Source organism: Lewinellaceae bacterium (assembly GCA_020636105.1).
GTDB lineage: Bacteria > Bacteroidota > Bacteroidia > Chitinophagales > Saprospiraceae > BCD1.
Window position 1 is genome coordinate 2,828,499 of record JACJYL010000001.1, and the last position, 12,613, is coordinate 2,841,111.

Here is a 12,613-nt window from a genome sequence, read left to right on the forward strand (position 1 = left end):
CCTCAAGCTCACTATTCAATGATCAATTTTATTTAAACTGTGGAGCGATCTCTTCAGCCACTTTTGTCATGGCAGCGAGATCCGCCTCTTCCAGTTTACCGGCTCTAAAGTTGGCCAGGATATCTGCGTGGGACTTTTCCATCTTCAGGAGGAAAATCTTTTCAAAATCTTTCACCTTTTCTACCGCAACATTTTTCAACAATCCCTTTGTACCGAGGTAGATGATAGCGATTTGCTTCTCTACGGGCAGTGGGGAATATTGAGGTTGTTTGAGGATTTCCACGTTTCTGGCACCTTTATCGAGTACGGCCGACGTGGCGGCGTCGAGGTCGGAACCGAATTTGGAGAAAGCCTCCAACTCGCGGTACTGGGCCTGGTCGAGCTTCAGTGTTCCGGCCACTTTCTTCATCGATTTGATCTGTGCATTACCTCCTACACGAGATACGGAGATCCCTACGTTGATCGCAGGACGAATCCCTGCGTTAAACAGGTTCGACTCGAGGAAGATCTGTCCGTCGGTGATAGAAATTACGTTGGTTGGAATATAAGCAGAAACGTCTCCCGCCTGTGTTTCGATAATAGGCAAAGCAGTTAAAGAACCTCCACCTTTTACCAACGGTTCGCCGTTTTGATCTTTGGCATTGGCCAATGACTCCGGAAGGTCATTCATCTGGCGTGCGATATCATCATCGTTGATGATTTTTGCGGCACGTTCCAATAAGCGTGAGTGCAGGTAGAATACATCCCCTGGATAAGCCTCACGTCCCGGAGGGCGACGCAACAGCAAGGAAACCTCGCGATAAGCCACGGCCTGCTTAGACAAATCATCATAGATGATCAGTGCAGGGCGACCAGTATCCCGGAAAAACTCACCGATGGCAGCCCCCGCAAACGGTGCGAAATACTGAAGCGGTGCAGGGTCAGAAGCAGAAGACGCAACAATAACGGTATAAGCCATTGCTCCGTTTTCTTCCAGGGTCTTGGCCACGTTGGCCACCGTAGAAGCTTTCTGACCTGAAGCCACGTAGATACAAAATACAGGCTCTCCTTTGTCGTAAAATTCCTTTTGGTTGATGATGGTATCAATAGCAATAGCCGTTTTACCTGTCTGGCGGTCACCGATGATCAACTCCCGCTGTCCTCTACCGATTGGAATCATCGCATCGATGGCCATGATACCGGTCTGGAGTGGTTCACTTACAGGCTCACGGTAAATTACCCCTGGAGCTTTACGTTCCAAAGGCATTTCGTATTTAACACCGCCAATTTCTCCTTTGCCATCAATAGGTTGACCCAAAGGATCCACTACACGGCCGAGGTAGCCTTCTCCAACCTGGATAGACGCGATAAGTCCGGTGCGATGTACTCTTGACCCCTCGCGAATCCCATCGCCAGGGCCCATCAATACGACCCCAACGTTATCTTCCTCGAGGTTCAGTACAACAGCACGAACGCCGCTGTCAAATTCTACGAGCTCACCTGCCTGTGCATTTGTCAAACCGTAAACACGTGCAATTCCATCCCCCACCTGGAGAACCGTTCCGTACTCTTCCAATTCTGCTTCAGTGCTAAAACCGGAAAGTTGCTGTTTCAATATTGCTGATATTTCATCAGGTTTCACGTCAACCATATTATTAAAAGTTTAAAGGCTAAAGACTTAAGGCTAAAAATTAAAGTCTTATGATTTACAATTATTTTTCAACACCTTCAACACCTAAGTATTTCAGATGAATTCTTTTTTCAATGCTTCAAGGTTATGGGCAATACTGGCATCATAGATCTTATCCTGAAATTCAATGACAAAGCCCCCGATAAGAGCGGGATCTACTTCTGTGGAAATTTCCACGGACTGGTCGGTTTCAGCACTTGCCATCAATTTAGCTTCAATGGATTTGAGCATTTCCGCGCTGACAGCACTGGCCGTGATCAGTTTTACGGAAGAAATTCCTTTCATTTCACGATACTGAGCGACAAATTCGTCAGCAATTTCAGGCAAATAGGGCTCACGTCCTTTATTGATAATAATATTCAAAAAAGCCATGGTCAGCTCGTCATACTTAGCTCCAAAAAGTAACTTCAGAATATTTACCTTTTTAGTGGCATGAACGATGGGGCTTTTGAGTAAAAGATGAAAATCACGCACCTTTGTGGTAGCCCGAAATGACTGCACATCCTCGAGTACACGCTCAAGTTTGTTCTGCTCTACGGCTAAATCCATCAGTGATTTTGCGTAACGCGATGCTATTCTTTGTACAGACATACTAAAAATATAAAAACCCCAGGCGATTTCCGAAAAAAAGGAGGCGACCGGGACGAGTTTTAAAATAAAAACGGACAGTACTAAATACGGCCCCTTAAATTGAGTATATTTTAAAAAGCGACGGTTAGTTCAATTTCAACTCGTCGGTCATTTTCTTCATGAAAGCATCCTGCTCGGCATCGCCTTTCAATTCTTTGCGGATCAGTTTTTCAGCCATTTCAATCGCCAGTAATCCTGCCTGATTTTTCAAATCAGTAATGGCAGCTTTACGCTGATTATCTATTTCTATCTTCGCGTTGGCTACAATTTTTTGTGCATCTTCCTTGGCTTTTTCCCTGGCTTCTTTGATGATGGCATCCTTAACGGCACTTGCTTCTTTCAAAATAGCTGATCTCTCTTCACGAGCCTCAGCCAGCACACGATCATTGGAGGCCTGAACATTGGCTACGTCCTGGCGGGCTTTTTTAGCTTCATCCAAGGCGTGCTGAATGTCATGCTCACGTTTTTTGAGGGCTTCCTGGATAGGACGAAAAGCTTTCTTACCCACAAACCACCAAATGGCAATAAATATAAGGGATGTCCAGAAGATCAATCCCGGATCCGGCTTGATCACATCAAATCCCGCTAAAAAAATAAACTCAGTCATCGTTTATGATTGTTTTGTTTTTTCATTTTTGATTTTATCCGGACTGACAGCCAACCGCTGCAGCCCGGATAAAGGTCAATTTTTTTGTGCAAATTATCCAGCCAAAAGACCAACAACGATCGCAAACAATGCTGCACCCTCAACGAGGGCCGCTGTTAAGATCATGTTGTTACGGATATCACCTACAGCCTCTGGCTGACGGGCGATAGCTTCCATGGCTTTGCTACCGATCAAACCGATACCAATACCTGCACCAATTGCTGCAATACCAGCTCCAATTGCTCCCATTATTTTGAGATTTTTATTTATAAAAAAAATGTTTACCAAATGTGTACGGCAAATTTTAAACCCACAAAATCCGAAAATCTGTTGAATCAAAAACCCTGCCTAAATATTATCAACAATGTAAATTCAAATTCAAAGAATAACTTTCACTAACCCCAAATCCTCACACTCACTTTATCATTTAAAATTTTACATTTATCATTTAAAATTTCCTAGTGTGCCTCTTCATGGTGGTGTTCTTCAACCGCCGCACCAATATAAGAAGCGGTCAGCATGGCAAAAATGAACGCCTGTAGGAATGCCACCAGCAATTCTATGAGGTTCATAAAAGCGGTAAATGCTCCACCGATCAAAACGCCGGTAGGTGCACCACCCAACTGACCTGTATCTTTAAACAGGAAGATCAACCCAATCAAACTCAGGATGATAATGTGTCCTGCAGAAATGTTCGCAAACAAACGTATCATCAAGGAGAATGGCTTGATGAACAGTCCAAGTATTTCAACCGGAGTAAGTATGATCTTAACCCAGGCCGGAATACCGGGCATCCACAATACGTGTTGCCAATAATCCTTTTTACCGCTGAGATTGACTACCAAAAAGGTAATTACCGCAAGGGTCAGCGTCACCGCCAGGTTACCGGTAATATTAGCTCCTCCAGGGAAAAAAGGAATCAACCCCATCAAATCACAAAACAAAATAAAGAAGAACAAACTCATGATAAACGGCTGATAACGTTCGTAATGTTTTTCGCCAATCATGGGCTTCGTGACTTCGTCCCTGATAAAAACAAAAAAGACTTCCATCAGACTTTGTATGCCTTTGGGAGCCTTTCCTTCATTTACTTTATATCCTTTAGCTACAGCCATGAATAACCAGACCAGTAAAAATGCCGCAAGCAACATTGTAGCTACATTCTTTGTAATAGAGAAGTCATAAAAAGAAGTAATCCCGCCGCCGACAAATCCTCCGTCCACAGTGCTTGGCGGATCCAATTGAAATTCTTTTCCCTCATAAGTGATGAAATAAACTTCTTTTTCTTTTCCGCCTTCTGTACTTTCCATCCGGGATTCGATATGACTTTCGTGCAATGCCACCTCACCTTTTGGGAAGGAAGGATCGGCAATTCTGTTCACCCGGCCATGGTTTAATACGTAACCATCAATAGCCTTATGGCCGTGCTCGAATTTATTGGACATAAAAACAGACCATCCGCTACCGGGAGTATAAAGAAAACAAGGGAGTGGAATATGCACGTTTTCCCATATGTGGAATTCATTCTTATCGGAGATATGATCCAGTACGGTTCCGACAGGATCATAAGCCGCCGCTTCATGGTGCTCTTGTGATGAACCTTTTTCGTGTGACTCCTCCTGTGCCATAATGGGCGCTGCAAAAAAACTCAAAATTAGCCCCAGAAACAGCCCGGAAAATATGTTAAATTTAACCTTCACGATACCCAACTTTATACTGCTTAATGAATAGCTTTTTAAATATCGCCGCAAAGGTAGAGCTTTTGGATAGATAAAAAAATCAAATTTTATCTTTTTTTCGGGGATTTTGTAATTTTGCTCCCCTATGCAAGAGATAAAAGATACACAACCCAAAAAGGGTTTTACGGAATTTATCGGAATATTTCCGGAAATAGAACTTCCCGTGTCGTTGACGGAGGAAGCGCGCCATTTGTTCAGCCTCAAGAACAAGCCGATTCCTGATGAATTAATTGACAGCTTTATCCTCCCTCATGACGATGAGCCCGTAGACGAGTTCACCGAATTCATGGCATGCTTCCGGATTCCGGGAACTGGGGCTTTCCATGCCTTGGTTTATTGGCGTGCCGGGTTATTGAATTATCAGTTCCACCTCATCACTTTTGATAAAAAAGGGGAGTTCATCGACAAGCGGGTAATCGCTGGCACCTACTCCGATGGAGAAACCGTCACCCAATCCATTGCAACCATAGGGGATAATTTGAAGATCATCATCGCCTCAGGACAAAGTGCTGTATCCGAAGATTTGTTTGAAGCGGCCACCAGCACCACTTATATCCTGGAAATCCTTTTGGACGGTGGCATACGTAACGCGTGACCTACTTTTTTTAAACACATAGAAACATAGGACATAAAGCAATGTACTCTCAATGCAGAATCTTTATGTCCTTTATGACTTTGTGGTGAATCTGTTTAACACATAGAAACATAGGGCATAAAGCAATGTACTCTCAATGCAGAATCTTTATGTCCTTTATGACTTTGTGGTGGATCTGTTTAACACATAGAAACATAGGCCATAAAGCAATTTACTCTCAATGCAGAATCTTTATGTCCTTTATGACTTTGTGGTGAATCTGTTTAACACATAGAAACATAGGGCATAAAGCAATGTACTCTCAATGCAGAATCTTTATGTCCTTTATGAATTTGTGGTGAATCTGTTTAACACATAGAAACATAGAGCATAAAGCAATTTACTCTCAATGCAGAATCTTTATGTCCTTTATGACTTTGTGGTGGATCTGTTTAACACATAGAAACATAGGGCATAAAGCAATGTACTCTCAATGCAGAATCTTTATGTCCTTTATGACTTTGTGGTGAATCTGTTTAACACATAGAAACATAGGGCATAAAGCAATGTACTCTCAATGCAGAATCTTTATGTCCTTTATGACTTTGTGGTGGATCTGTTTAACACATAGAAACATTGGGCATAAAGCAATGTACTCTCAATGCAGAATCTTTATGTCCTTTATGACTTTGTGGTGGATCTGTTTAACACATAGAAACATAGGGCATAAAGCAATGTACTCTCAATGCAGAATCTTTATGTCCTTTATGACTTTGTGGTGAATCTGTTTAACACATAGAAACATAGGGCATAAAGCAATGTACTCTCAATGCAGAATCTTTATGTCCTTTATGAATTTGTGGTGGATCGTTTAACACATAGAAACATAGAGCATAAAGCAATGTACTCTCAATGCAGAATCTTTATGTCCTTTATGACTTTGTGGTGAATCCAGCCTGTTCATTCACTATATTTAACTTCCGACAACAGCTTTTAATGCTTTTTCACTATTGGGTAAAAAAGATTCGTTTTTTTATCATTACCATAACAAGTGTTTAACGCCTCTTAACAATTCAACCCCGCATATTGACCTTCGAATTCAATCTATAACTTAAAATAAGGACAAAATGAGAAAAGCAGTTGTTTTAATGACCGTTATGTTGGGGTTTGCTAGCCAGGGAGCTTTTGCCCAATTCTCTGCAGGAATTAAGGGAGGCGTTAATTTCGCCAATGTTTATACTACTGAAGTGCTGGGAAATTTAACGCCAGATTTCAAATACATCGACGAATTCAACTTTGGAATCGTTGGCGAGTTAGGCCTTACAGATCATTTCGCGCTGCAGACTGAAGTGAATGTCATCAAAAAGGGACTAAAATTCAGTGACGGTTTTAATGCCAATGTATTCAACACATCAATCCCATTAGGTGTAACCTCTGAAGCCCGTTTCACCTATTTGGAACTACCTGTCCTGGCAAAGGTGAAATTCGGTGACGGCCCATTGCAGGCCTATGCTATCGCCGGACCTACTTTTGGATACGCTACAGGCGGAAGATTGGACAATAAAGCCAATGTTTTGGTGGAAATAGACCTCGGTTCTATAGATATAAACCTGGATCAGATCAATTATGAAAGATTTGAAGTGGGAGCCCAGGCTGGAATTGGAGCTACATTGAGATTAGGGCAAACCCAGCTTTTCGCAGATGCACGTTATTCCATGGGCTTCACAGAATTATATAACATTCCGGTGGTGGAAGAAAAAGTAAAAAATAAAGGCGTGGCCCTCAGCGCCGGTATTCTGTTCAATTTATAAACCTCTTGTATACCTAAAACCACAAACTAAGGGAAAACTCTTTTCAAATTTAAGAGCCATGAACGCATCACTTTGAGAACGTTCATGGCTTCTTTTTTTGACAAGATTTACATATGCTCCAGCAACCAATCGATATCCTTCATGAACCCATCAACGGATTCCGGATCAGTTCCTTTACAAAAGGATCGGATATGCCTGTTTTTATCCACGAGAATGAACCAGCCACTATGATCAAAACCTCCCGGTGCATCCGGATCTTCAATAGCAATGCTCATGTAGTCGTCGGCAATTTCGTAAATTTCAGATTTGTCGCCTGTCACAAAATGCCATTTGGGCGCACTTACTTCCAGGTTATTAGCGTATGCCTTTAACCTTCCAACGGTATCTCTTTGAGTATCGATGGAATGAGAAAGCAATTCAACCCTGTCATCATCCTTATACCTTTCGTATAGGCGCAACATCTGCTGTGCTGTTTTCGGACAAATCGTTGGACATGAGGTAAAAAAGAAATCTGCCACATAAATCTTCCCTTCAAAAGTAGCATTATTCACGACCATGCTGTCCTGGTTGACGAATTCAAAATCAGGAATACGATGATAAGTGGTATCTCCTGTGACTTTATCGACCTGATGTTGGCCTAAAAATGGCAAAGGTTCTGATACTGAGGGGCCACAAGCCTGGATTGAAAAAGCCAGGCAAAGCATCCAAAAATATTTCATTGAGTTATTATTTTTGTTCCTCTTCTTTAATAAGTGTCCTAACCTGTTTTCCACTAGCCACACTTGCCTTTATTTGTTCTTTTACGTTTGAAACAACCTCTTTTTGTGTCGTAAGGTAAGCCATAATTTCAGCATGGGTTTTGTCCTTTTGAAGATCCTCCAACTTAACCAGATCATGCATCCAGTCCCACATTCCTTTCTCAGCTTCGTCTAATTTTGCTATAGCCATTTCGGCTATTTTTTTTGAATTATCATCCGTCAGTTTATCCTGATTTCCGCTAAGATATTTCTTTAAAGCTGCAATATCTTTCATTTCTGACATTCCTTGATCATGAAATGACATAACCTCGTCCCACAATGCTTGCTCTTCAGCCATTTCGGCTTTAGGATCAGCTTTTGCCTGTTGATTAGCACAAGAGCCAAGAATCATTATGGCCATAGACAAAAAGAAAACATTTATTAATTTCATAACAATCAATTTAATTGTGAATAAAAAGGAAGGCAAAGGTAGGAATTACCCTTTCATTTTTATGTGAATCCCATCACTATTTTAAGAAACCCCCTGTCTGAAGGTTAATTATTCCGAACAATCCCCCCCCAATCAAAAGTCCTCACAACGATTCACCGATTAAATCCTATCATTCATAGGAAAATCAGTTTTCAAAAAAGAGGAATATTGCATATTTGCTTCCTAATATTGATCCAAAACACCTGACACTAAAAATTTGTTAATCCATAGAACTACCCAACTCAATACTTAGAATAATGAAAAAAATCACGCTGCTCTTATTTACCTTATTTCTGGCCGGACAGATATTCGGACAGGAACTCACCCAAACTATTAGAGGGGTCGTCCTCGACAAACAATCTCAATTCCCGCTTTTAGGGGTGAACCTCATCGTATTGGAAAGTGATCCATTGATCGGAGCATCAACAGATGCGGATGGTCGTTTCAGACTCGAAAACGTGCCCATCGGCCGGCACACCGTCCAGGTATCATACCTGGGCTACGAATCCGTTACCATTTCCAACCTGATGATTACTTCAGCCAAAGAACTGGAGGTGATCATCGAACTTGAAGAGAGCATCGCCCAACTCAATACCGTCGTTATCAAAGCCAGCGATAATAAACGGGAGGCCATCAACCAGCTGGCCACGGTGAGTGCCCGGACGTTCTCCGTTGAGGAGGCTGGCCGGTATTCCGGAAGTCTCAACGATCCTTCCCGAATAGCGCAAAATTATGCAGGCGTCAGCGGCGCATCGGATGACAGGAATGACATCATCATCCGGGGCAACTCTCCCACCGGCGTACTCTGGCGCATGGAAGGCATCGATATTCCCAGCCCCAACCACTTTTCAACCATCGGTACCACAGGCGGGCCCATCAGCATGTTAAATATCAATAACCTGAGTAACTCTGATTTCATGACGAGCGCATGGAGTGCTGATTACGGTAATGCGCTCTCCGGGGTTTTTGACCTGAGATTGAGAAACGGGAACAGCGACAAAAGGGAATACCTCGGCCAGGTGGGCTTCAATGGCCTTGAATTGGGAGCCGAAGGTCCATTTAAAAAAGGAGCCCGAGCCTCATATCTCGTGAATTACCGCTACTCTACCCTCGGCGTTTTTAAAAGCCTGGGCATTGACCTCGGCACAGGAGAGTCGGTGCCGGAATACCAGGACGTTACTTTTAAGGTAGATTTGCCCACCGAAAAAGCCGGACATTTTGCCGTATGGGGCATTGGAGGGCTCAGTTACATCAAACTGGATCCTGCCAGTGATCAGGATACGACCAACCTGTTTTCGGAGTTTGAAAATTCGACCTTCAACGCCAATACCGGGATCCTGGGAGCCTCCCATACTTATTTTTTCAACAACTCCACTTACACCAAATTCACCCTCGCGGCAACAGGGGTCCAGACCATCGGAAAAATTGATTCCCTGAGCCAGGAAACCGGACAATACATTCCTACGGTAAAATTCGACAGGAAACAATTGAGATATGCTGCCCATCTTAGATTCAATAAAAAATTCAGCGCCAAAAGCACCCTCAGCGCCGGAGTGATGTATAATTTTTCTGATATAAATTTTATCGATACCGTTTTGTTTAATGGCCAGTTTTTGCCGATCGCCAATTTCCAGGGAACGGCTTCCCTGCTACAGGCTTACGCCAACTGGCAAAATCGCCCTAACGATCAACTGGTCATCAATTTAGGGCTCCATCAGCAATATTTTGGATTGAACGGATCATATACCCTGGAACCACGACTGGGTATAAAATATCAACTAAATGAGCAGCATTCCTTCAGTTTCGGGGCAGGTTTACACAGCCAGCTGCAACCTATTGTCGTTTATTTTAGCCGGGATGATTTTGAAGGAGAGTCGCCCAATATTAACCTCGATTTTTCAAAAAGCATACACACGGTGATCGGTTATGATTATTTCTTCGGGGACAATATGAGGTTGAAAACAGAGGTTTATTACCAGCATCTCTTTAATATTCCGGTGGATATTGAACCTTCTTCATTTAGCATGTTGAATGCCGGCGCGGATTTCACCTTGCCTTCCAGAACTGGAATTAAAAATGCAGGAACAGCCCGGAATTATGGGTTGGAATTAACCCTTGAAAAATTCTTCAGCCAGGGTTATTACTTCCTGGTGACCGCTTCTCTCTTTGATTCCAAATACAAAGGAAGTGATGGGGTTTTGCGCAATACCCTGTACAATGGCCACTACGTTTTCAATGCGCTGGGCGGAAAGGAATTTAAACTGGGAACCAATAAAACGCTGTCGCTCGATTCCAAAATCACCTATGCCGGCGGACGCAGGTATTCTCCTATTGATCTGGAGGCCTCCCGTTATTATGGCAAAGAAATCGTGGTGGATGAAGATGCTTTCTCTGAGCAACTGGAAGATTATTTCAGATTTGATTTCAAAGTCACCTTCCGACTGAATGGCAATAAAACAGCACAGGAATGGTCCATAGACCTGATGAATCTAACCAATCATCGGAATGTTTTTCAACGTCTTTACAGCAAAAAAGCAGAGGATATACAAACCACTTATCAGAGGGGATTTTTCCCAAATGTCCAGTATAAAATTTATTTTTAAACCCGGTGCCTGGTTGCCGGTTATTGAATTTTTCAAACCAGCAACGAGCTACCAGCAAGCCTATTTCACCACCTTTACCACCCTTTCTTTTTTACCGTCCGTAATTTGGAGCAGGTAAATACCGGAAGGTAAATGGCTGATGTTTTCTGAAAACTGATTCCCTCCGTTATGAACTTCTACATGCCTTGACAAAACACTTTTCCCGGTGAGGTCGAGCAATTTCATGGAGAGTGTTCCTGAAAGGTCACTTTCAATAGCTACGTTCATTTTATCCACTACAGGATTTGGAGCAATCGTTACCTTAACGGGCAATAAAGTAGTGGGATCTATTGTGCTAACGTCAAGCGTTTCCGTAAGGATCAAAGTATTGGCCGCGCCATTATCGCCTCCGTTCGTACCATTTCCATTGGCAGCAACACCGCCGGCATAAACAGTCAATTCGCCTACTCCTGCTGCCGGGGCGATCCATTCAATTTCAAAAGTATCGGAAGCAGAAGGCGTTGTGTGTTCAAAATATTGCCTGGAGGAAATGGAGGCCACCCTCGTTCCGGCAGGAGCCGTTCCAAAAGTTCCTACATTGGTATCGTCATTATTTTCCAGCACTATGGATTGGATCCCAAATTTAGATGGCGTGCCCGAATTGGCCATCACCCTGTATCTAAGCGTATAGGTTTCTTCAGGCACGTATTCAACTACCGGGTTACCATCCTGCAACAATTCGATGATTACTCCTGGGTTAAAAGAACCATTATTATGACAAGCGGCGCAGGTAGGTCCTTGGGCTATGGCGTAAGGGCTTCCCGAACGATCCTGCATCCGGGGACCACTGCCTCCTTCCCCGCCGGCCGGTCCGTCCTTAAAGCTGAAGATAAAAACAGTTAAAAGTAAAAAAGGTATAAGGTGTAAAAATTTAAAATTCATAAAAAAGAATTCAATTTTCCGACTATGTTTTCAGAGAAAAGCCGAAGGATTATAAAATAGAATGAATGGAAGGCAGGAAGACCTACGCTTCAATAACGCCCCCTATAAGACCTTATTAATTCAAAATTGTTTAAACGCCCGGTAACGGTAATTTGTCACTCCCCGTACAAATAACTGTTTTCGGGTATCTTGCCCAGTGTTCCTCTGAAATAGTCGTCAATGAATTTGAAATCGGCTTTCGTATCATCGGTAGGATAAAACGGATCGGAAAACGATACCAGTTTGTGGGCATAATCAAATTTGCAAAGGAGGATGGGAACACCCGCCCCTTTGGCAATATAGTAAAATCCGGTTTTGAGTTGGTCCACTTTTTTTCGGGTGCCTTCGGGAGCAATGGCAGTACTGAATTTTTCTTCCCGTTTAAAAATATCGATAACGGTATCTACAAAATTATTGTTCTTGCTGCGGTCGACAGGATAGCCACCCAGCCAGCGAAACAAACCGCCAAAAGGACCTTTGAACAACGAATCCTTTCCTAGATACTTGACATCGATATCCATCACACTCCGTACCAGTAAACCCAGTGGAAAATCCCAGCTCGAAGTATGAGGAATGACCGCAATAACGAATTTATCCGGAATAGGATCAATATCGAATTTCACTTTCCATCCCAATAGTTTCAGTAAAAAACTGCTCAATTTCTTTCCCATTTCAATATTTTTTTAGAAGAATCCTTATTTTTGGCCAGCCCCTCTCTCTCACCTCCCTCCGGCACGCCGAAGGAGGGACTGGC

General features: G+C 42.9%; 12 protein-coding genes. 3 read left to right on the plus strand and 9 right to left on the minus strand.

Annotation, left to right across the window (positions count from 1 at the left end):
- Positions 1 to 28 precede the first annotated feature (28 nt).
- From H6571_10630 to atpB, 5 genes are all read right to left on the minus strand, one after another.
- Positions 29 to 1,630 carry a F0F1 ATP synthase subunit alpha gene (locus tag H6571_10630; protein ID MCB9324178.1) on the minus strand — a complete coding sequence of 534 codons (1,602 nt, stop codon included), beginning with the start codon at positions 1,628 to 1,630 and terminating at the stop codon, positions 29 to 31.
- 93 nt (positions 1,631 to 1,723) lie between these two features.
- A complete protein-coding gene (gene atpH, locus H6571_10635) occupies positions 1,724 to 2,260 on the minus strand; it encodes an ATP synthase F1 subunit delta (protein MCB9324179.1) in 537 nt (178 codons plus the stop codon).
- A 124-nt stretch (positions 2,261 to 2,384) separates the two neighbouring features.
- Positions 2,385 to 2,906 carry a F0F1 ATP synthase subunit B gene (gene atpF, locus H6571_10640; protein MCB9324180.1) on the minus strand — a complete coding sequence of 174 codons (522 nt, stop codon included), beginning with the start codon at positions 2,904 to 2,906 and terminating at the stop codon, positions 2,385 to 2,387.
- A 93-nt stretch (positions 2,907 to 2,999) separates the two neighbouring features.
- Positions 3,000 to 3,194, minus strand: a complete 195-nt coding sequence (atpE, locus tag H6571_10645; protein MCB9324181.1) for an ATP synthase F0 subunit C — start codon at positions 3,192 to 3,194, stop codon at positions 3,000 to 3,002.
- A 209-nt stretch (positions 3,195 to 3,403) separates the two neighbouring features.
- Complete coding sequence (atpB, locus tag H6571_10650) at positions 3,404 to 4,573, minus strand: F0F1 ATP synthase subunit A (GenBank protein MCB9324182.1); 1,170 nt, start codon at positions 4,571 to 4,573, stop codon at positions 3,404 to 3,406.
- A 196-nt stretch (positions 4,574 to 4,769) separates the two neighbouring features.
- On the opposite strand from atpB, the gene H6571_10655 reads away from it, so the two are divergent.
- Positions 4,770 to 5,279: a hypothetical protein gene (locus tag H6571_10655; protein ID MCB9324183.1), complete on the plus strand. Its 510-nt coding sequence runs from the start codon at positions 4,770 to 4,772 to the stop codon at positions 5,277 to 5,279.
- Positions 5,280 to 6,385: 1,106 nt separating this feature from the next.
- Complete coding sequence (locus H6571_10660) at positions 6,386 to 7,069, plus strand: PorT family protein (protein MCB9324184.1); 684 nt, start codon at positions 6,386 to 6,388, stop codon at positions 7,067 to 7,069.
- A 107-nt stretch (positions 7,070 to 7,176) separates the two neighbouring features.
- On the opposite strand, the gene H6571_10665 is transcribed toward H6571_10660, so the two are convergent.
- Together H6571_10665 and H6571_10670 are read right to left on the minus strand one after the other, a co-directional pair.
- On the minus strand, positions 7,177 to 7,788 hold the full coding sequence (locus H6571_10665) for an SCO family protein (GenBank protein MCB9324185.1): 612 nt from the start codon (positions 7,786 to 7,788) through the stop codon (positions 7,177 to 7,179).
- Between the two features lie 7 nt (positions 7,789 to 7,795).
- Positions 7,796 to 8,257: a hypothetical protein gene (locus H6571_10670; GenBank protein MCB9324186.1), complete on the minus strand. Its 462-nt coding sequence runs from the start codon at positions 8,255 to 8,257 to the stop codon at positions 7,796 to 7,798.
- Positions 8,258 to 8,553: 296 nt separating this feature from the next.
- Between H6571_10670 and H6571_10675 the strand changes: the two genes are divergently transcribed.
- On the plus strand, positions 8,554 to 10,899 hold the full coding sequence (locus H6571_10675; protein ID MCB9324187.1) for a TonB-dependent receptor: 2,346 nt from the start codon (positions 8,554 to 8,556) through the stop codon (positions 10,897 to 10,899).
- A 60-nt stretch (positions 10,900 to 10,959) separates the two neighbouring features.
- Here H6571_10675 and H6571_10680 read toward each other — a convergent pair whose 3' ends face one another.
- Together H6571_10680 and H6571_10685 are read right to left on the minus strand one after the other, a co-directional pair.
- On the minus strand, positions 10,960 to 11,820 hold the full coding sequence (locus H6571_10680; GenBank protein MCB9324188.1) for a T9SS type A sorting domain-containing protein: 861 nt from the start codon (positions 11,818 to 11,820) through the stop codon (positions 10,960 to 10,962).
- 155 nt (positions 11,821 to 11,975) lie between these two features.
- Positions 11,976 to 12,530 carry a 1-acyl-sn-glycerol-3-phosphate acyltransferase gene (locus tag H6571_10685; protein MCB9324189.1) on the minus strand — a complete coding sequence of 185 codons (555 nt, stop codon included), beginning with the start codon at positions 12,528 to 12,530 and terminating at the stop codon, positions 11,976 to 11,978.
- Between the last annotated feature and the right edge of the window lie 83 nt (positions 12,531 to 12,613).